Consider the following 20,236-nt stretch of genomic DNA (forward strand, 5'->3'; position numbering starts at 1 on the left):
GCGCCCGGTGAATTCGTCAGGATTCGCCCAGCGGCAGCACGGGCTGCTGCAGTTCGATGCGGCCGCGGCCTTCAGTGATCTTCTTGAACTCCGCTCGGCTCACCGAGACATAGCGGTCGTTGCCGCCGATCTCAACCTGCGGGCCTTCCGTCACGGCGCGCCCCTGCTCGTCTACGCGCACCACCATGGTGGCCTTGCGGCCGGTGTGGCAGATGGTCTTGATCTCTTCGAGGTTGTCCGCCCAGGCCAGCAGATAGCGGCTGCCCTCGAACAGCTCGCCGCGGAAGTCGGTACGCAGGCCATAGGCGAGCACCGGGATGTTGAGCCGGTCGACCACATCGCTGGCCTGCCACACCTGGGCCTTGGTGAGGAACTGCGCCTCGTCGATGAACACGCAGTGCAGCGGCCCGCGCGCGCTGATGTCGGCCTCGACCAGCGCCAGCAGGTTCTGTTCGCCACCGAAACGGCGGCCATTCGCCTTCAGGCCGATGCGCGAGGCCACTACGCCCTCACCGAAGCGGCTGTCCAGCGCCGGCGTAAGGATCAGCGTGCGCATGCCGCGCTCGTGATAGTTGTAGGCGCTCTGCAGCAGCGTGGTGGTCTTACCGGCGTTCATCGCCGAGTAGTAGAAGTAGAGCTTGGCCATGGCTAACCGGGAAAAAGTGCAGGCGCGCATCGTACCGCGCGCCACGCCGCGGTTGGCATCGCGCGGTTACTGCTTGGCTGCCTGCGCCGGCACGCCACGATTCAGGGCCAGGCCCTTGAGCACGTTCAGCGCCTGCGACAGCGCGTAGTCCTCGGTGGCGAGCTTGGCATTTTCTGCGCTGCCGTCGTTGTCGATGGCCTTGCGATCCCGGCTGCCGTCCTCGTTGGCAAGGTGATTGCGCAGGTCCGCTTCGGAACCGATCAGCGTGGCGGCGCTGTCGGCCTTGTTGACCGCCAGGTCAGCCAGCGCGATGTCGGGCTTGATGCCTTCGGCCTGGATCGAGGTGCCGGCTGGCGTGTAATAACGCGCGGTGGTGATCTTCACCGCATGCTCGGCATCCAGCGGCAGCACGGTCTGCACCACGCCCTTGCCGAAGGTGCGGCGGCCGATGATCAGCGCGCGGTGGTTGTCCTTCAGCGCGCCGGAGACGATTTCCGCGGCGGATGCCGTGCCGTTGTCCACCAGCACCACCATCGGCGCTCCATTGAGCAGATCGCCCGGATGCGCGGAGAAGCTGAGGTTGGCATCCTGCAAGCGGCCGCGCGTGGTGACGATGGTGCCGCTGTCGAGGAAGGCATCGCTCACGCCCACCGCAGCGGTGAGCAGGCCGCCGGGGTTGGAACGCAGGTCCAGAATGGCGCCGCGCTGCGGTCCGTTCTTCTTGATCAGTTCGCCCAGCTTCTTGTCCAGATCGGCCGCGGTGTCTTCCTGGAACTGGCTGAGGCGGATGTAGGCGTAGCCGGGCTCCAGCTCGCGCGCCTTCACGCTGGTGACGGAGATGCGCTCGCGGGTGAGCGTCATGTCCACCGGCTTGTCGCTCTTCTCGTGCAGGACGGAGAGCGTGATCTTGCTGCCGGGATCACCGCGCAGCTTCTTGAACATGTCGTCGATGTTCTCCGCGTCCACGGCGTTACCGTCCACCTTGACGATGGTGTCGCCCGGCTTGATGCCGGCGCGCGAGGCGGGCGTGTCGTCGATCGGGGAGACGATGCGCAGCGTGCCATCCACCTGCAGCACCTCGATGCCGAGGCCGCCATACTGACCGGTGGTGTCCTCGCTCAACTCGTCCAGGCCTTCCTTGTCCAGGTACTCGCTGTGCGGATCCAGGCCCGTGAGCATGCCGCTGATGGCGGCCTTCATCAGGGTCTTGTTGTCGACCTTCTCCACGTAGGCCTGGCGGACCATTTCGTAGACGCGGCTGAAGTTGCGGATGTCGTCCAGGTCCACCGCGTCAGCGGCCGCGCTGGATGCCGCCTTGGCCGGCTCGGCGGCCGGCTTGGCGACCTTGGCGGGCAGGGCCTGGAGCGGCAGCACGGGGGCGGCCAGCAGCAGCGCGACGAGGACGGGGGACGAAAACCTCGGTGAGGAAAACCGCATGAACTTGCTCCGGGAAACCTTGGGGACGCGCCGCTGGGGCGGTACGGCGCCGGGTTGCTTGGACCGCGGCGGCGCGCCGGAATTCATAAGGGCTAGCCTGCGGCGGCGCCGACGCCGCGTCAACGCTGGCGAGCCAGCCAGCTGCGCGGATCCACCGGCTTGTTGTTCTGGCGCAGCTCGAAATAGACGCCGGTATTGACGCCGGTAGGCGCCGCCGCGGTGCCCACCGACTGGCCGGCGTCGACCTCGTCGCCCACGCCGCGCAACAGTGTCTCGTTATTGCCGTACATGCTGAGCCAGCCGCCGCCGTGGTTGAGGATCAGCAGCATGCCGTAGCCACGCAGGAACGCCGCGTAGACCACGCGTCCGCGCGCGACCGCGCGCACCTCGCTGCCGCCCGGTGCCTTGATCAGCACGCCGTTGCCGTAGGTATTGACCACGCCATTGGCTGGCCATGGCAGGTTGCCGCGGATATTCGCGTTGCCCTTGCCCGGCGGTCCGCTGGGGCCGGCGGGATTGGCCTTGGCGGCCTTGGCCGCTTCGCGCGCCGCCTCGTCGATGGCCTTCTGCAACTTGTCCACCAGCGCGTTGAGCGATTGCGCGTTCTGCTTGAGCTGGGCCAGGCGTTCGCCCTGGTCCTTGTACTGGGCATCGGTCTGCGCGGCCAGCCGGGCCTGCTCCGCGCGCTGCTGCTCCAGCGTCTTGGCCTGCTGTTCGCGCTGCGACTTGGTGGTCTGCAGGGCTTGCTGCTCAGTGGCGATGCGCGCCTCCACGTCCTGCAGGTGCGCCAGGTCACCCATCAGCTTCTGCACGCGTTGCACGCGGTCTTCCTGAAAGTACTTGGAGTACGCCAGCGCGCGAGCCACGCGCGAGACATCCTCGTCGCCCAGCAGCAGGCGCATGTCGGAGCCGCGTCCCAGGGTATAGGTCGCGCGCAGCAGGTCGGCGATGGCGGCACGCTGGCCATCGAGATTCTTCTGCAGTCCGGCGCGCTCCTGCTGCAGTTTGTCCAGTTCGCGCTGCTTGGCGGCCAGGTCGGCATCGGTCTGGCGTACCGCCTTGGCGGCGCCGGCCACGGCGTTGGCGCGCTTGGCCAGCTCGGCGTTCGCGCTGTCGCGCTTGGCGGCGGTTTCGGCCTGCTCTTTCGCCAAGGCTTCCATCTTGCTGCGCACGTCGGCCAGTTTTTTCTGCGCCTCGGCCTGCTCGGCCTTGGTCTTTTCCTGTGCGAATGCGGGCGTGGCCGCGAGCGCGGCGAGGAGAATGGCGGCGCCGGCCAGGCCGCCGCGGCGATGGACGAAGCGGAGGAAATTGGGCATGGGCGGATTATGGGGGGCCGACGCAGATCGGGGAACGGGGAACGGGGAACGGGGAACGGGGAACGGGGGAACAAGATACCGGCCCGGAGGATCTCCTTCTCGTCACGGCTCATCTACCATCGTGCGCTTCCATCTCCCGGGAGCGACGATGCGCGGTGGCGGCAGGGCAATCGGCATGTATGCGCTCTGCATGAGTGCAGCGTTTTCGGCATGCGCCGACGACGCGACGCAACTGCCGCCGGTGCAGGTGAATGCGACGCGCCTGGCTATCCCGCCGTTCGATCTGCCTGCCTCGCTCAGCGTGCTCACCGTAGCGCCACAGGACACCGGCAAGCCCGGGGTCAATCTCTCCGAAACCCTGATCGGCGTACCCGGCGTGCTGGCGCGCAACCGGCAGAACTACGCCCAGGACGAACAGATCTCGCTGCGCGGCTTCGGTGCGCGCTCTACCTTCGGCGTGCGCGGCGTGCGCCTCTACGCCGACGGGATCCCCGCGACGATGCCGGACGGACAGGGCCAGGTGTCGCATTTCAGCCTCGAGGCGGCAGAGCGCGTGGAAGTGCTGCGTGGTCCGTTCTCTACGCTGTACGGCAATGCCTCCGGCGGCGTGGTGCAGCTGTGGAGCGCCGAGGGAGGCGACCCGCCGGTGACGCGAGTGGGTTTGTTCGGCGGCACCCAGGGCACGGCGCGCGTGGGGTTGTCCACACGCGGACGCGATGGCGGCTTCGACTACAACCTGGCGCTGTCGCACTTCCAGACCGCTGGTTATCGCACGCACAGCCGCGCGCAGCGCGAGTCGGGCAATGCGCGACTGGGCTTCGAGCTGGGCACAGGCGGGCATCTGACGGTCGTGCTCAACACGGTCGCCCTGCCCCAGGCACGCGATCCGCTCGGTCTCACCCGGGCGCAGGCCGCGGCCGATCCGCGCCAGGCGATTGCGGCGGCCACGCAGTTCGATACGCGCAAGAGCGTGCATCAGACCCAGGGCGGCGCGGTGTACGAGCTGTCGCCCGATGCCGACACGCAATGGCGCCTGATGGCCTATTACGGCGAACGCGGCGTGCAGCAGATGCTGGCCGTGCCGGTGGCCGCGCAGCGCAATCCGCTCAGCGCCGGCGGCGTGGTGGACCTGGATACCGCCTATGGCGGCCTCGATGCGCGCTGGACCCGGCGCGGCGAGTTCGCTGGCCAGCCATTGGAGGCCGTGCTGGGCTTCAGCTACGACGACCAGCATCAGCAGCGGCGCGGCTACGAGAACTTCGCCGGCAACGCGTTGGGCGTCGCCGGCCGGCTGCGCCGGGACGAAGACGATCGCGTGCGGAACCTCGATCCCTACGCCCAGCTCTACTGGCACTTCGCCGAACGCTGGTCGCTGCTGGCGGGGATGCGTCACAGCGAAGTGCGCTTCCGCGCGCGCGACCACTATGTCGTGCCCGGCAATCCCGACGACAGCGGCGGCATCAGCTATGGCGCGACGACGCCGGTGCTCGGTCTCCAGCACCGTCCCTCGGATCGCCTGCGGCTTTATGCCAGCTATGGCGAAGGCTTCGAGACGCCCACCTTCGCCGAGCTGGGCTATCGCGCGGATGGCGGCGCAGGCCTGGCTTTCGACCTGCGCCCCGCGCGCAGCCGCCAGGGCGAGCTCGGCGCGAAATGGCAGGGTGCGGGCTGGCAGCTCGAAAGCGCGTGGTTCCGTGCCGATACGCGCAACGAACTGGCCGTCGCCAGCAACAACGGCGGGCGCTCCAGTTATCGCAACATCGGACGCAGCCGCCGACAGGGTGCGGAGCTGTCGCTGCGCGGCGATCTCGGCGATGGCTGGCGGCTCGCCCTCGGCGCCACGCATTTGCAGGCCCGTTTCCGCGATGCCTTCCTGAGCGGTACGCCGGCCGTACGCATCCGTGCCGGCACGCGCATTCCCGGCGTACCGCAGGACTATGGATCGCTGCGCCTCGAACGCAGCGGCGCGCTCGGCTGGCTCGCGGGTATCGAGTGGCAGGGCGTTGGCGCGGTGACGGTGGACGATCGCGGCAGCGAGCGCGCCCCGGGCTACGTACTCACCGGCATCGACGCCGGCTACGGACTGGCGCTGGGGGCGGCGACGCTGCACCTCAGCGCGCGCGTGGACAATCTGTTCGACCGACGCGTGATCGGCTCGGTGATCGTCAACGAAAGCAACGGGCGCTACTACGAACCCGCGCCGGGACGCACCGCGATGCTCGGCGCGCAGCTGGAGTTCTAAGCGAGGCTCAGCCCGCCTCGATCTGCGCGGCCGGCTTCACCAGCCAGCGTACCGCCAGCAGACCGATTTCGTAGAGGAAACACATCGGCACCGCCAGCATGATCATCGAGGTGATGTCCGGCGGCGTGATGAAGGCGGCGATGGTGAAGGCGCCCACGATGGCGTAGCGCCGGCCATCGCGCAGCTGCTGCAGGTTCACCACGCCGATCGCGGCGAGAATCACTACCGCCACCGGCACCTCGAAGCACAGGCCGAAGGCGAAGAACATCAACATCACGAAATCGAGGTAATGCGTGATGTCCGTCATCATCTCCACCCCTTCCGGCGTCACCGCCGTCAGGAAGCGGAACGCTGCTGGCAGCACCAGGAAATAGGCGAAGGCGCAGCCGGTATAGAACAGCACCAGTGCCGCCGCCAGCAGCGGCCGCGCCAGGCGCTTCTCATGTTTGTACAGGCCGGGGCTGACGAAGGCCCACAGCTGGTACAGGATCATCGGCATGCTGATGAACAGCGCTGCGTAGAAGGCTAGTTTCAGCGGCGTGACAAACGGACTGGCCACCTCGGTGGCGATCAGGTGCGCCCCCTGCGGCAGGCGCGCCACCAGGGGCGCGGCCAGTTCGGCGTACAGGCGATTGGCGATCGGAATCAGCGCCACCAGCACCAGGGCCACGGTCACGATCGCCCGCAGCAGGCGCGAGCGCAGCTCGATCAGATGGGAGAACAGGCCTTCTTCGAGGCCTTCGTTTTCCTGCTCAGGCGCCGCCATGCGTGGGGTCCTTCGGGGGCGTCTCGGGGGCCGGGGCAGGTGCGTCCCCGGCGATGGACTGTGGCGTGCCGGCGTCGGGCGCCGGCGCGGCTGGTGTCATGGTCGCGGGCCCGACCGTTTCCGCGCCGGCATCGCGCACCTTGCGCAGCGTGGCATCCAGCTCGGACTGCGCCGCCTGGGCTCGCTCCGCCGCTTCGCGTGCCTGGCGCTTGATTTCCTCGATCTGAAGCTCGCGCTCGACCTCGGCGCGCACGCTGTCCCAGCCCGAACGCACGCGGCGCAGCAAGGCGCCCGCGGTGCGCGCGGCGTGGGGCAGCTTTTCCGGGCCGAGCACGATCAGCGCGACAAGCGCCAGCAGCACCAGCTTGCCGAAGCTGATCTCGATCATCGCCTGCGATCCGCCTTGCGCTTACTTGGCTTCGGTCTTGTCTTGCTGGGTCTGCGTACTGCTCGAGGCCGGCGGATCGGCCTGCAGGCGCTCGCTCTTGGCCTTGTCGCTCTCTTCGCCGCCGTCCAGGCCTTTCTTGAAGTCGCGCACGGCGCCGCCGAGGTCCGAACCGATGTTGCGCAGTTTCTTGGTGCCGAAGATCAGCACCACGACGACTAGCAGGATGAGGAGGTGGGTCATGCTCATGGAATGGCCTCGAATGCGGATGAAGACCGGAAAACGTTCGCGCGGGTCGCGCGCCGGCCTTTCCGAATCATCGCTGAGTGTACTCCTCCAGGCGGTCGCGGAAATCGACCACCTGGGTAGGAACGTTGGAAACGCCGCCCTCGAAGATCCGGCGGGGGGTGATGCCCTTGCCGTAGACGGCCTCGTTGGCATCGTAGTCGATGCGCAGCGCCGAACCGTCCAGCGCCACGCCGGCGAACAGGCCGCGCGAGCGCGAGTACGAATAGATCTCGGCCTTGAACTGGGCGTCGGTGGAGGCGGTGGCGGTACGGCCGACCGGGCCGGCCGCGGCGGCGGCATCGGCGCCAAGGGTGAACTTGCCGTTGACGATGGAATCGACGCCGCGCTGGGTGCGGAACACCAGGATCACATCGGTGGACGAGACGCCTGCCTGGAAACCCACGCTGCCGCCGGTGAGAGTGACGAAGCTGGGGTTGGACCACGTGCCGTCCGGTCCCTTCACGGAGATCAGGCCCTCGCCGCGGCGGCCGCCGAAGATGAAGCCGGCCTTGATCATGTCGGGAATCACCGCGATGGCATGGGCTTCCTTGAGCAGGTCGACCGGGATCGACTTGTCCGGCGCCTCCATGATTTCCTTGAGCACCCGCACCGAGTTCTCCGCGCGCACCAGCGGCGGATCTTCGGCATGGACGGACATGGCCGGCGCCAGCAGGACCAGGGCGGCGAGCAGCAGACGGCGCAGCGATGCTTTGAACATGGATGACTCCTGTTGCGGGATTCCTCAGGGATGCCCCGCGACAGCGGGTCACGCGGGGCGCCGCATGGCTTGTGGCAGACTTCGGGGCCGCATTCGCCACGACGCCACCATGCCTCGCAGCCACTATACCGGCCTGGCCGGGCTTTCCGATGACCACGCCGTTAAGGCGACACCCAAGGCGGGTGTACTGCTGGTCAACCTCGGCACGCCCGACGCCCCTACCGCGCGCGCAGTGCGTCCGTACCTGGCGGAGTTCCTCGGCGACCCGCGCGTGATCGAGTATCCGCGCTGGCTGTGGTGGCTGATCCTGCATGGCGTAATCCTGCGCATCCGCCCACGCCGCTCGGCGCATGCCTACCAGCGCATCTGGACGACCGAGGGCTCGCCCCTGCGCGTCGGCAGTGAGGCGCTGGCCGCCGCACTTCAGACGGAGCTGTCGCGCCGCATGCCCGGCCCGGTCCGCGTGGCGCTGGCCATGCGCTACGGCGCGCCGTCGGTCGCGACGCAGATCGAGCAACTGCAGCGCGAAGGCGTGAACCGGCTGCTGGTGCTGCCGCTCTACCCGCAGTACTCGGCGACCTCGACCGGTTCGGTACTGGACGCGGTCGCCGACAGTCTCAAGGCCCTGCGCTGGCCGCCCGAGCTGCGCGTGGTCAACGACTATCACGACGACGCCGGCCATATCGAGGCGCTGGCGCGCAGCATCGAGGACTGGTGGAGCGCTCACGGTCGCGGCGAGCGTCTGCTGCTGTCCTTCCACGGCATTCCGGAGCGCTACGCCGCGGCAGGCGATCCGTACTTCCTGCAGTGCCAGGCCACCGCGCGGCGGCTGCGCCAGCGCCTGGGCCTGGACGAAACGCAGCTGCTGGTGAGCTTCCAGTCGCGCGTCGGCCGCGAGCAGTGGCTGCAGCCCTATACCGACGCCACCGTGCGCGCGCTTGCCGCGCAGGGCATCAAGCGCCTGGACGTGGCCTGCCCGGGCTTCGCAGTGGATTGCCTGGAAACACTGGAAGAGATCGCCATGCAGAATCGCGACTTCTTCGTCGAAGCCGGCGGCGAGGCGCTGCGCTATATCCCGGCGCTCAACGACAGCCCGGGCCAGGTCGCCAGCCTCGCCGATCTGGCACTGCGTCACATGCAAGGCTGGCCGGAGCGCGACGGCGCATGAGCATGCCCGCCGAACGCGCGGTCGAACTGCCCGGCTTCACCCTGCGCGCACTGGTATGGGGCCATGACGATCGCCCGCCGCTGCTCGCACTGCACGGCTGGCTGGACAACGCCGGCAGTTATGCCCTGCTCGCGCCGCTGCTGGCGCAACGGCGCCAGGTCATCGCGCTGGAACTGCCCGGCCACGGCCATGCCGATCATCTGCCCCCGGGCATGCGCTATCACTTCGTCGATTACGTGCGCAGCGTGCTGTCCGCCACGGCGGCGCTGGGGCTGGAACGCTTCGACCTGCTCGGCCATTCGCTCGGTGCCGGCATCGCCTCGCTGCTGGCCGCCGCCGCGCCCCAGCGCATCCGCCGGCTGCTGCTGATCGAAGGATTGGGTCCGCTGGGCGATGACGGCAGCCACACCTTGCAGCGTTTCCGCGACGGCCTGGCGCCATCGTCGAACGGCAAGGGCTTGCGCGTCTTTCGCGACATCGACCAGGCGATCGCCGCACGCGCCATCGCCGGTGGCCTGCGCGCGGCGCTGGCGCGCCCGATCGTCGAACGCGGCCTGCGAGAAGTCGCCGACGGCTGGTGCTGGCGCAGCGACCCGCGCCTGACCCGCACCTCGCCGCTGCGCCTGGCCGAAAGCCAGATCCACGCGCTGCTCAGCGGCATCGCCACGCCCACGGCGCTGCTTTTCGCCCGCCCCGCCACGCCCTATCTGCCCAGCGGTCCGATGGCACGCCGCGCCGAATGCGTGGCCGACATCGCGATCAGCCACATGGACGGCGGCCACCATTTGCACCTGGAACATCCTCAGGCCGTCGCGGACTGGGCGCTCGCTCATCTGGGCGATCCCTGACCAACGGCACGCGGCGGCGCGCGGCGCGGCCCTACACTGGCGCCATGCAGCATCTCGGCCGCACCAACTTCGGATCTCCGCAGCACCGCCTGTCGATCGGCGACGTGCTGGTCACCGCGACCACTTATGCGGGCGCCGATACGCTGCCCTTGCATGAGCACGACGATGCCTATCTCTGCCTGGTGGCCGGTGGCGCCTATACGCAACAGTCCCCCAGCGAAGAAACCGCATGCTCGCCGGGGTTGCTGCTCGCCCATCCGCAGGGACATCGCCATGCCAACCGCTTCTCGCCGCACGGCGCGCGCTGCCTGAGCATCTTCCCCTCGCGCGAACTGGCCGCCGATGGCGGCATGCGGCGCCTGCTGGGCGACTATCGCGCGCTGCGTCTGCCCGATGCCGCGCGCCTGCTGGCGCGCATCGAAAACGAGCTGGCGGCGGACGACGACGCCGCGCCGCTCGCGCTGCAGTCGGCGGTGTTCGAGCTGGTCGCGCTGGCCTGCCGCAGCGGCAGCCCGGAAAAGCGTCCGGCGTGGCTGACCAGGGTGATGGAACGGCTTCACGACGAGCCCATGGCGGCGCTTTCGCTGGCCGACCTGGGCCGGCTCGCCGGCGTGCATCCGGCGCATCTCGCGCGCAGCTTCCAGCAGGCGCATGGCATGTCGATCGGCGATTACCGCCGCAGCTTGCGCATTCGCCAAGCCTGTCGCGAGCTGGCGAACGGCGCCCGGCCGATCGCCGAGATCGCCGCGGACGCCGGCTTCGCCGACCAGAGCCATTTCGCGCGCGTGTTCAAACGGATCACCGGCGCAACGCCCCGTGACTACCGGCACAAAACGCAAAGCGCGTCCTGAAACCTCACGTTCGTCCTAGTCGCCGCGCGACGAGCCCGGCAGCATGCCTCCCGCACGCCAAGGAGACGAACCTCATGCTCAAGCCTTCCCTGCCCCGCCTGCTCCTGCTCGCCGGCCTGCTGCTGCCGGCGCTCGCCAGTGCCGACGATGCCGACACCTTGCTGCGCCAGTTGCGCGAGGCGCATGGCGCCGACGCCTGGCGACGCCACGGTGCACTTGCCGCCGAAGGTCGCCAGGACGCCGACGGTCTCGCCGGCGAGTGGCGCATGACCGTCGACCTGCGCAACGGCCACTACGCCGAGCAGGCGCGCAATCCGCTATTCGTCCGCGCCGAGGGACGGGACGCGGATGGTGTCTGGCGTCGCGATATTACCGGCCTGACTCACCCCCTCGATTCGCCCGAAGCCCGGGTCGTGGCCGCCAGCGAGACCTGGCTGCGCCGGTTCGGTTTTCTCGCCGCCGACGACGGCACGCGCTATCGCCGGCTGCCGGATGGCGAAGCGGACGGACATCGCTATGCACGCCTCGAAGCCACGCCGCCGGAGGGTCGCGCCGTCACGCTATGGATCGACCCTGCCACGCACCGGCTGGATCGGGCGACGTGGCAAAGCTCCTTCCTGCTGGCCACCCAGACCTATGCCGACTACCGCGACGTGGACGGCGTGCGCCTGCCGTTCCGCATCGTCGCCAGCGCAGCCACCGCCGGCGGCGGGCAGGACAATGCCAGCACCGATCAGGTGGAACGCTACCGCTGGCTCGATCGCGCGCCGGCCGATGCCTTGGCACGTCCCGACAACAAGGTCCGCGACGTGACCATGGCGGACGGTGCGCGCACGACGACGGTCCCGATGCAGCTGGAAGGCGGCATCCTGCTGGTCGAAGCGAGCATCGACGGCAAAGGGCCCATGCCCTTCATCCTCGATACCGGCGGCCACGCCATCCTCACCGCCGATGCGGCGAAGAAGCTCGGCATGACGACGCAGGGCGCCGGCGTGAGCACCGGCTCCGGTCCCGGTTCGATGGAAACCGCGTATGCGCGCGTCGGCCACCTGGGCCTTGGCGGCGCAGACATCCGTGACATCCCGTTCCTGGTGATGCCCTATCCGCACGAGTTCTATGAGCGCGGCGAAGGCCGCGAGCCCGTCGCCGGGATCCTGGGGTTGGAAGTCTTCGAGCGCTTCGCTGTCACGTTCGATTACGACAAGCACCAGCTGGTACTGCAACCCTATGATCGCGGCGACGCACCGGCCGCGGTGCCGGGCGAGCGGATCGCGCTGACGTTCACCGACGACATGCCGCTGGCCGAGGCCAGCCTCGATGGCAAGCGCGGCGTGTTCGGCATCGACACCGGCAACAGCGGCTTGACCCTGGTGTTTCCGCAGTGGGCTGCACGCAACGGCATCGCCGCGCATTACGAGGGCGGTGCGCCGGCGCCTACCGGTGGCGTGGGCGGGTTGTTCACCGCGCACTTCGCGCATGCCCGCAGCCTGCAGCTCGGCGGGCAGCGGCTGGATAACGTCGTGGCAATGCTCACCCGCGCCGACGCCGGCGCGACCGGCAATCCGTCCGAGGCCGGCAATATCGGCCAGGACGTGCTGTCGCGTTTCAACGTGCATTTCGATTACCGCCGCGCCGAGATGGTGCTGATGCCGCGCACGGGCTCCGCCGAGCGGAATTACGCGATGGCCGGTTTCCGCGCGAGCAAGTCGGCCGCGCAACCGGATCGTTACAAGGTGATCTGGGCATTGCCCGGCGGCCCCGCGGCCGAGGCCGGTCTGAAGGCCGGCGATTTCATCGTCGCGGTCAACGGCAAGCCGGCGCGTACGATCGGCGTGGGCGAACTGCGCGAAGCCAGCATGGCGCGACCGGAAGGCACGCCGCTCGAACTCACGCTGGACGGCGGCAAGGTGCTGAAGATGCGCCTGCGCGATGTAGCGCCGCGTTGATCCGCTGCCGCTTCAGGGGCGAGCTGTCGCCCCTGGAGCGAGCCGGTCAGTTCACCGGCTTGCGTCCATCCGCGCGCGGCTGCACTTCGATCGTCGCGGTCATGCCGGCGGCGATCAGCACGTCCGGCGGCAGGTGTTCGGTGTCGATCGCGATGCGCACCGGTACGCGCTGGGCGAGGCGCACCCAGTTGAACGTGGGGTTCACGTCAGCGAGCAGGTCGCTGCCGGTAGGATTGTCGCGGTCGGTGATGCCGCGCGCGATGCCGGTGATCTGGCCTTGCAGGCGCGCGCCGCCCGCCATCAGGCGGATCTTCACCGGATCACCCACGCGCAGGTGCGGCAGCTTGGTTTCCTCGAAGTAGCCATAGATGTAGTAGCTATGGCTGTCGATCAGCGCCAGGCGCGGCGATCCGGTGGAAGCGTAGTCGCCCACGCGGATGTCCAGGTTGGTCACGTAGCCATCGACCGGCGCGCGCACGTCGGTGCGCTCCAGATCGAGCTTGGCGCGATCCAGCGCCACTTGCGCCTGCTCCACGGCCGCTTCGGCCTGCTGGCGCGACGCGCTCGCCTGGTTGCCACTCGCCTGTGCCTGTTGCCAGGTGGCTCGGGCGGCGTTGGCCGAGGACAGCGCATCGGCGCGCACTTCCTGCGACACGACATCGCCGAGACGCTGCCGGCGCTGGGCCTGCTGCGAGGCCATGTCATAGTCGGCCTTGCGCGCGGCGGCACTGGCCAGCGCGGCGTTGATATTGGCGCCGGCGGCGCGCGCGCTGGCTTCGGCCGCGGCGAGGTTCGCCTGGGCCTGACCGACGGCGTATTCGAAACGGGCCTTATCGATCGAGAACAGCAGGTCACCTCGCTTGACCTGCTGGTTGTCGAGCACCGCCACGCGCGTGACCAGGCCGGACACATCCGGTGCGATGCGCACCACTTCGGCGCGCACGCGGCCGTCGCGCGTCCACGGCGAATACATGTAATGGCGCCACAGCGCGTGGCCGAGCAGTGCAGCCGCGACGACGACGATGGCGGTGATGGCGAAACGGAGCAGCGAAGTGATTTTCATGGTGGTGGCTCAGGGAAACAGCAGCAGTCCGGCCGCGCCGAACATGCAGACGAACAGGGCAAGCCGGAACAGCGGCGGATGCCACACGAAGCGGTAGAGGCCGAAGCGGCCCACCAGGGTGTCGGCCACCCACAGCGCCAGCAGGCAACCGATGAAGACGAGCAGCAGGCCCGGCACCAGCGCATCGGCGAGAGCGATTTCATTAGGCATGGGGAGACTCCGCGGCGGTCTGGCTGGCCTGGATGTAGGGGGCCATCGCCGATTCGTCGTCGCGCAGCGCGCTGCGCAACAAATACAGATGGGTCAGCGCCGCCTCGCACGCCGAGGGGGACTGCGCCAGGTGAGCCGAGGTCAGGTCGATCGCGCGAACCACGGCCGTGTCCGCGGCCCGCCAGCGTTCGGCACCGGGCTGCGCGTACAGCGCGCCGATCGCATGCACCGCGTCCTGCACGGTGCCGATCACCGACAAGGGCATGCCGCTGCGCGCGATGTCCTGGCGCAGTTCGATCACGGCACGGCCGCATTCGTGCACCGACAGGGCCCAGGCCAGCAGGCTGCGCGACTCGTCCGTATCCGGACGGGTAAAGGTCACGACCTGCTGCACGATGTCGCGGTTGACACTCTCGAAGCGAGAAAGCAGACCTTGCAGCGGCGCGGTGGCGGCGATCACCACCTGGCGCCGCAATTGCGCCAGCTGGCGCCTGCGCTGCCACACCGATCCGGTGACCGCCGGGACGAAGATGAAGAAAACCGCCGTCATGCCGATGCCAACGACCTGCGCGATCGCATCGTTGAGGAAGCGCGTGGGGTCGTACACCATCGGGTTCTTCAACGCCAAGATGTACACGTAACCCAGCGTGTAGCCGGCGCCCACGCCGGGCAGCGTGTTGCGCGTGGTGAGATACGCACCGATCAGCAGCGGCGGCAGCGTGGCGACAATCAGCATCGTGAAGCCGTCGCCGCCCGGCAGCGCCCAGAACGTCACGAAATAACCGCCCACCATGCCGGCGACGTAGCCGACCAGCGTGTTGGTGACGGCGCCCATCGGGTTGGCCGAGGCCGCGAACAGGCCGCTGAAGATCGTCGCCAGCAGCATCGCACTGGAGCCGTACGTCCAGCCGCTGCTCAGCCAGAACACGCTCAGTACCGACATGGTCAGGAAGGTGCGCAGCACGCTCACCGCCGAACCGAGGACATCGTTGCCGCGACGGAAGTGAACGACTTCGACAGAACCCTTGAGCTTGCCCTCGCGCAGCGATGCTTCCAGCGCAGTGAAGTCGCGCATCTCGCTGCAGAAACGGCGCAGCAGGCCGGCGCCCGTATCGAACTCCAGCCAGGCGTCCTGCGGCAGCTCGGCGCGCAGACGTGCCGCCAGCGGCGGCAGGACATCCTCGCAAGCGCGCAGTCGCGGCGCCAGCACGGCGGGATCCTGCTGCTGCGCCGGGTCGGGCGAGAGCGCATCGCCGATCGGCGCGTACAGGGCGATCAGCGCAGCGGCCACGTTGTCCCGACCGGCGCGCTGCAGGCGGTTGATCAAGTGATGGGCCGACTGGAAGCTGGTGGACGCCGCCATATAGCGCTGATTGAGCAGGCGCATGCGGCTGCTGCGGGCACGCGCTTCCGGATCCTCGAAGATCACCGAGGAGCGCAGGTCTTCCAATTGCACCGCGGCGCGCACGAAACGCAGGTGCGCTTTCTCCATCTCGCGGCGCGGAATGGTGCCGCCGGTGCTGCCGCGGGCGAAGTCGATGAAGTGCGCGAAGTGCTCGCGCGCACTGCGGCGAAGCAGCGGGCGCAGACGCTCGGGCAACACCACGTCACTGATCACGCCGGAAACGATGATGCCGAGCAATACCTCGCTCACGCGCATCACCGCCGAATCGAACACGTTGAGCGGATTGCTTACCGCCGGCAGCGTGACGATCGCGGCGGTGTAGCCGGCGAGCACGAAGCCGTAAGCGGCGAAGTTGCGGTACAGCGTGGCGCCGCCGGCGCACAGCGCGACCCAAAGCGACAGGCTCAGCAGGAACAACTCGCGCTGCTGCGGGAACAGGCTCATCAGCACCAGGCCGAACAGGCTGCCGGCGAGCGTGCCAAGCGCGCGGTAGAAACTCTTGGCGAGCACCATGCCACTTTGCGGATGCATGACGATGGAGACGGTAATCATCGCCGTGGCCGGCTGCTCCAGCTGGAACAGCATCGCCAGCCAGCAGGTGACGTACATGGCCAGCACGGTCTTGGCCACGAAGATCCAGGCCACGCGCTCCTCGGCCAGGAAGGCCGGAAGCCACGGCCAGCGCGGCGCGTTTACCGGGGCGCTCGTGTCCACGGGCGACATGGCGTCACGCCTGATCCAGGTGTTCGAGGAATTTTTTGAGCAGCCGCTCCAGTTGTGCCGATTCGCGCGGATTGAGGCCGCCAGCCTCGCGCTCCAGCAGGTCGCATACGTCGGGCAGGAAGCCTTCGATCATCGACAACCCCTTCGACGTGAGGGTGAGCGTGACCTTGCGCCGGTCTTCGTCGCTGGCCGTGCGTTCGATCAGCCCCTTATCGCACAGCTCGTTGGTGAGCCGCGTGATGTTCGCCGACTTCTCTCCCGCAGCATCCGCCAGCTGCGAGGGATTGAGCGTATAGCCCTCGGTGCCGTACAGCATCATCAGGAGGTTGTATTCCGGATGGTTGATGCCCCAGGGCTTGAGCATCGCGTTGGCATCGTCGTGCACGCGCTTGTAGATGTGCTTGACCAGGCGCACCAGCACGGCCGGCTCGCGCGGAAACGCGGGATAGCGGCGGCAGGTAACGGCCAGGCGTTGCTCGGTGGGCGTGAAACTGCTCATGGAAGACCTCGATGCGGTCTGACATTTAGTCCATTTATGTACAACTTATTTGTGAATATTATGCTTGTGCAGCATGCGGCGCAAGAGGCGCGCATCATCGGCATAAAAAAAGCGCCCCTTGCGGAGCGCTTCTCTCATTCCGGAAGACCAGCGAGCCGGTCAGTTCTTGATCGGGAATGTCTCCGTGTTGCCTGGCGCTGAGGACGCCTTGGCGGGCTGCGCCGGCGTACGCCCGGAAGCCGGTCGATTGGCGCCGCACTGGTAGGCGCCCCACGGCTGCGAGCCATCGGCCGGCTCGGCCAGCGGCTTGACGGTGTCGGCGCGCATCTTCGCGGCCTCGTTGCGCGCCATCACTTCCAGCTCGTCGCGCACTTTGATGTCGTTGCGGTTGATCGGCCCCACACGGTCCATCACCGACACGGTGACCTTGCCCAGCTCGTGGCAGGAGGACACATCCCCACTCCATACCGTGCGTACGTTCTTGGCGGCGTCGTCCAGGGTGATGCCCCAGGTGCAGGCACCGAGCATCAGGGCCACGGGGACGAGCAGCAGGGTCTTGCGCATGGGTAGCTCCATGGTGTCAGCCATATAAAAGAAAAGCCGGGCATCGACTGCCCGGCCCACATCCTAGCTTGCGGCGCGACCGACGGCTCGCGCCAGACTGAACGGCGGGAACGAAAGCGTTCCCGCCGCTCGCCACCGGCTTACTTGCCGGCGCCGGCCTTGGTTCCGCCCGCCTTGTTTCCCTTGGCCTTGGCGGCCACCGGCTTGCCATCGGCGTCGATTACCTGCAGCTCGCCGAGATTCAGCGCGCGCACCGGCTGCTCGATCTTCTTCAGATCGCCCACGATCACCCAGGTGAGCGCCTTCGGCTTCACGATCTCCGTGATCGCTGCCTGTGCGCTGGGCTGGCTGACCGCTTCGGTGTGCTGCTTGAGGGTCTGCACGTAATCGTCCGGACGGCCGTACTGCACGATCTCGCTCACCGCATGCAGCACCGCGGAGGTGGTCTCGAAGCTACCCGGCAGGCCGCGCACGTTGGACGACTTGATCTTGTCCACTTCCTGCTGAGTGAGCGGCTTGGCACCGATCACGGCCGCGGCTTCCTTCTGTACTTCCTGCGCGGACTCGGCGGTCTTGTCGGTCTGCACCGGCGCATACATCAGGAACGGCCGCTGGCCCAACGCATCGCGCAGGAAGCTGAAAGCGCCATACGCCCAGCGTTTGTCCTCGCGCAGGTTCATGTTTAGGCGCGAGGTGAAGCTGCCGCCGAACGCGCCGTTGGCGACGTCGATGTCGATGTCGTTGGGCGCCTTGCTCGACGGCGCGAGCAGGCCGGCGAGGATCAGCGACTGCGGCGCGTCGGGCCGGTCGATCAGAAACACGCGGGGCTTGGCCTGGGCCGCGACCTTGGCGATGTTCTTCTTCGGCAGCGGCTCGGCCGGGGCCTTCCAGTCGTCGAACACCGCATCGAGCTGCGGAATGATCTGCTCCAGCGTGGTGTCACCGGCGACCAGGATCTTGACGTTGTCCGGACGCAGCCAGTCGCGCTGGAACGCAGCCAGATCGGCAGCCGTCAGCGATTTGATCGCCGCCTCGGTGCCCGTGCCGGTGAACGGAATGCCATAGGCGTGCCCGCTGCCGTACAGCAACGGCGGCAGCGTGCGCAGGGCCAGGCCGGTCGGCTGGGTCTTTTCCTGCGCGATGCTGGCCAGCCACTGGCCACGGATGCGTTCGATGTCGTCGGCCTTGAACGCCGGATTGCGCACGATGTCGGCGAACAGCTCCAGCGACGGCTTCAGCTGATCGTTGAGCGCATTGAGCGACGCCGTGCAGGTATCCAGGCCGCAGCCGACGCTGGTGATCGCACCCAGGTGCTGCTTGCGCTTGGCCACATCCACCGAATCGAGACTCTTGGTGCTCTCGTTCATGAGGGTGGTGGCGAAGCTGGCGGTGCCGAGCTTGTGGCCCTGGTCGGCGGCATAACCGGCATCGAACTGCAGCTGCACCTGTGTCACCGGAATCGTGTGGCGCTGCGCGAGCACGACCTCGATGCCGTTCTTGAGCTTGCCGCGCTCCAGCTTGGGGAAACTCAGATCGGGAAACTGGCTGACCTGCGGTACGCCCTTGGCGCGATCGACCTCGTTCTTGCCCACCGAATACTGCTGCGCGGTCGGCAGCTTGGCTTCGGGGCGGCCCTGTGCGTCAGGCAGCGCGGCGACCTTGGCGTCCTCCGCCTCCGGGTCGAACTTGTCGCCGGCCGGCAGCACGGTGAGCAGGTAATCGCCCTTGGTCAGCCATTGGTCCGCCGCCGCCTTCACGCTGGCCACCGTAGCCGCGTCGCTGCGCTCCAGATCCTTCTTGTAGGCGGCCGGATCGCCGCGATAGACCTGACCCTCGGCGAGGATCACTGCCTTGCCGCCGAAGCCGCCGACTTTTTCCAGGCCACGCACGAACGAAGCGCGGTTGCCCACCTTGGCGCGATCCAGCTCGTCCTGGGTCGGCCCCTGGGCGAGGAATTTCTTCAACTCGTCGGCGATGGCCGCCTCGACCTTCGCCGGATCCACGCCCTCTTTCACGTCGGCCTGGATCTGGAACTGGCTGGCAAGCGCGAACGGCGCCACGCTGGCGGACACGTCATCGACCAGCTTGTCCTGATAGACCAGGCGCTGGTACAGCCGCGAGGTCTTGCCGCCGCCGAGCACGGTGGAGGCCAGGTCCAGCGAGATCATGTCGTCCGCGCCCAGCTGCGGCACCACCCAGGTACGGTAGATGCGTGGCTGCGAGACGTGGTCGTGCTGCACGCCGCGCGTGGATTTGGCCAGCGGCGTGATCCACGGTTGCTGGCGCGGCACCGGCGGGCCGGCCGGGATGTCGCCGAAGTACTTGGCGACTTTCTCCTTTGCCTGCGCCACTGTGATATCGCCGGCCAGCACGATCACCGTGTTGGCCGCACCGTAGTAATCGTGGAACCACTGCTTCACGTCACCCAGCGAAGCGGCATCCAGGTCCGCCATCGAGCCGATGGTGTCGTGCTGATAGGGATGGTTGGCCGGATAGGTATGGGACAGGATGTTCTGGTCCACGCGGCCATACGGGCGATTTTCGCCCTGGCGCTTTTCGTTCTGCACCACGCCGCGCTGCGTATCGAGCTCCTTCTGGCCGATCGCGCCGAGCAAGTGGCCCATGCGGTCCGATTCCATCCACAGCGCCATGTCCAGCGCGGTGGTCGGCACCGTTTCGAAGTAGTTGGTGCGGTCGAACCAGGTGGTGCCGTTCATGTCCGTCGCGCCTGCCAGCTCGAACGGCGCGAAGTAGGTGCCTTTATGGTTCTCCGAACCGGAGAACATCAGGTGCTCGAACAAGTGGGCGAAGCCGGTCTTGCCCTTCGGCTCGTCGCCGGAGCCGACGTGGTACCAGATGCTCACCGCCACGACCGGCGCCTTGTGATCCTCATGCACCACGACCGTCAGGCCATTGGGCAGGGTGAAGCGGGTGTAGGCGATCTCGGGGATGGTCTGCGTGGCCGCGGCGGCCGCCAGGGGCGGCGCGGTCATGGCTGCCCCGGCGGACAGGATGCCGGCAACGAGCAAGGCAAGGGGTTTTCGCACGGGTGAACCTCCTGTTTCACGGAAACCTCCGAGGCTAGTCATGCGTGAAGGGAACCGCAAATGACCATCGGCACGGATGGTCGCGGCGCCCGGACAGTGTCCGGCGGGCTGTCC

18 protein-coding genes are annotated in these 20,236 nt (G+C 67.9%); 5 read left to right on the top strand and 13 right to left on the bottom strand.

From position 1 onward, the window contains the following. Nucleotides 1–16: 16 nt before the first annotated feature. The 3 genes from ACNR9O_RS19105 to ACNR9O_RS19115 all read right to left on the bottom strand — a co-directional run bounded on the left by ACNR9O_RS19105 (nucleotide 17) and on the right by ACNR9O_RS19115 (nucleotide 3,399). Nucleotides 17–646, bottom strand: coding sequence for a thymidine kinase (locus ACNR9O_RS19105; protein WP_473685858.1), 630 nt, complete (start codon nucleotides 644–646; stop codon nucleotides 17–19). A gap of 66 nt (nucleotides 647–712) precedes the next feature. Next, on the bottom strand, nucleotides 713–2,083 hold the full coding sequence (locus tag ACNR9O_RS19110) for a S41 family peptidase (RefSeq protein WP_473685856.1): 1,371 nt from the start codon (nucleotides 2,081–2,083) through the stop codon (nucleotides 713–715). A 119-nt stretch (nucleotides 2,084–2,202) separates the two neighbouring features. Next, the gene (locus ACNR9O_RS19115; protein WP_473685854.1) at nucleotides 2,203–3,399 is read right to left on the bottom strand and encodes a murein hydrolase activator EnvC family protein; all 1,197 of its coding nucleotides are present in this window, start codon (nucleotides 3,397–3,399) and stop codon (nucleotides 2,203–2,205) included. A 190-nt stretch (nucleotides 3,400–3,589) separates the two neighbouring features. Between ACNR9O_RS19115 and ACNR9O_RS19120 the strand changes: the two genes are divergently transcribed. Beyond that, nucleotides 3,590–5,641, top strand: a complete 2,052-nt coding sequence (locus ACNR9O_RS19120; RefSeq protein ID WP_473685852.1) for a TonB-dependent receptor domain-containing protein — start codon at nucleotides 3,590–3,592, stop codon at nucleotides 5,639–5,641. A gap of 7 nt (nucleotides 5,642–5,648) precedes the next feature. Here the strand turns inward: ACNR9O_RS19120 and tatC are convergent, their stop codons facing one another. From tatC to ACNR9O_RS19140, 4 genes are all read right to left on the bottom strand, one after another. Beyond that, nucleotides 5,649–6,407: a twin-arginine translocase subunit TatC gene (gene tatC / locus ACNR9O_RS19125; RefSeq protein ID WP_473685850.1), complete on the bottom strand. Its 759-nt coding sequence runs from the start codon at nucleotides 6,405–6,407 to the stop codon at nucleotides 5,649–5,651. Then, entirely contained in the window at nucleotides 6,394–6,795 is a 402-nt protein-coding gene (tatB, locus tag ACNR9O_RS19130) for a Sec-independent protein translocase protein TatB (protein WP_473685848.1), read from the bottom strand. The genes tatC and tatB overlap by 14 nt, the downstream gene beginning before the upstream one ends. A gap of 21 nt (nucleotides 6,796–6,816) precedes the next feature. Beyond that, entirely contained in the window at nucleotides 6,817–7,041 is a 225-nt protein-coding gene (gene tatA, locus ACNR9O_RS19135; RefSeq protein WP_473700675.1) for a Sec-independent protein translocase subunit TatA, read from the bottom strand. 67 nt (nucleotides 7,042–7,108) lie between these two features. Further along, complete coding sequence (locus ACNR9O_RS19140; RefSeq protein ID WP_473685844.1) at nucleotides 7,109–7,798, bottom strand: lipid-binding SYLF domain-containing protein; 690 nt, start codon at nucleotides 7,796–7,798, stop codon at nucleotides 7,109–7,111. Nucleotides 7,799–7,907: 109 nt separating this feature from the next. On the opposite strand from ACNR9O_RS19140, the gene hemH reads away from it, so the two are divergent. The 4 genes from hemH to ACNR9O_RS19160 all read left to right on the top strand — a co-directional run bounded on the left by hemH (nucleotide 7,908) and on the right by ACNR9O_RS19160 (nucleotide 12,611). Next, nucleotides 7,908–8,966: a ferrochelatase gene (gene hemH, locus ACNR9O_RS19145; RefSeq protein ID WP_473685842.1), complete on the top strand. Its 1,059-nt coding sequence runs from the start codon at nucleotides 7,908–7,910 to the stop codon at nucleotides 8,964–8,966. After that, the gene (locus ACNR9O_RS19150) at nucleotides 8,963–9,814 is read left to right on the top strand and encodes an alpha/beta fold hydrolase (RefSeq protein WP_473685840.1); all 852 of its coding nucleotides are present in this window, start codon (nucleotides 8,963–8,965) and stop codon (nucleotides 9,812–9,814) included. Before hemH ends, ACNR9O_RS19150 begins: the two co-directional genes overlap by 4 nt. Nucleotides 9,815–9,858: 44 nt before the next feature. Further along, nucleotides 9,859–10,665 carry a helix-turn-helix transcriptional regulator gene (locus ACNR9O_RS19155; RefSeq protein ID WP_473685838.1) on the top strand — a complete coding sequence of 269 codons (807 nt, stop codon included), beginning with the start codon at nucleotides 9,859–9,861 and terminating at the stop codon, nucleotides 10,663–10,665. 74 nt (nucleotides 10,666–10,739) lie between these two features. Next, nucleotides 10,740–12,611: an aspartyl protease family protein gene (locus ACNR9O_RS19160; protein WP_473685836.1), complete on the top strand. Its 1,872-nt coding sequence runs from the start codon at nucleotides 10,740–10,742 to the stop codon at nucleotides 12,609–12,611. A 46-nt stretch (nucleotides 12,612–12,657) separates the two neighbouring features. Here the strand turns inward: ACNR9O_RS19160 and ACNR9O_RS19165 are convergent, their stop codons facing one another. The 6 genes from ACNR9O_RS19165 to ACNR9O_RS19190 all read right to left on the bottom strand — a co-directional run bounded on the left by ACNR9O_RS19165 (nucleotide 12,658) and on the right by ACNR9O_RS19190 (nucleotide 20,122). Further along, entirely contained in the window at nucleotides 12,658–13,674 is a 1,017-nt protein-coding gene (locus tag ACNR9O_RS19165; protein ID WP_473685834.1) for an HlyD family secretion protein, read from the bottom strand. Between the two features lie 9 nt (nucleotides 13,675–13,683). Continuing rightward, on the bottom strand, nucleotides 13,684–13,884 hold the full coding sequence (locus ACNR9O_RS19170; protein WP_473685832.1) for a DUF1656 domain-containing protein: 201 nt from the start codon (nucleotides 13,882–13,884) through the stop codon (nucleotides 13,684–13,686). Further along, the gene (locus ACNR9O_RS19175; RefSeq protein WP_473685830.1) at nucleotides 13,877–16,012 is read right to left on the bottom strand and encodes an FUSC family protein; all 2,136 of its coding nucleotides are present in this window, start codon (nucleotides 16,010–16,012) and stop codon (nucleotides 13,877–13,879) included. The genes ACNR9O_RS19170 and ACNR9O_RS19175 overlap by 8 nt, the downstream gene beginning before the upstream one ends. A 4-nt stretch (nucleotides 16,013–16,016) precedes the next feature. Then, nucleotides 16,017–16,511, bottom strand: a complete 495-nt coding sequence (locus ACNR9O_RS19180; protein WP_473685828.1) for a MarR family transcriptional regulator — start codon at nucleotides 16,509–16,511, stop codon at nucleotides 16,017–16,019. 159 nt (nucleotides 16,512–16,670) lie between these two features. Continuing rightward, nucleotides 16,671–17,075: a DUF4156 domain-containing protein gene (locus ACNR9O_RS19185; RefSeq protein ID WP_473685826.1), complete on the bottom strand. Its 405-nt coding sequence runs from the start codon at nucleotides 17,073–17,075 to the stop codon at nucleotides 16,671–16,673. 140 nt (nucleotides 17,076–17,215) lie between these two features. Further along, nucleotides 17,216–20,122: a M16 family metallopeptidase gene (locus tag ACNR9O_RS19190; protein ID WP_473685824.1), complete on the bottom strand. Its 2,907-nt coding sequence runs from the start codon at nucleotides 20,120–20,122 to the stop codon at nucleotides 17,216–17,218. Nucleotides 20,123–20,236: the final 114 nt, after the last annotated feature.

The organism is Dyella sp. CR10 (genome assembly GCF_055814425.1).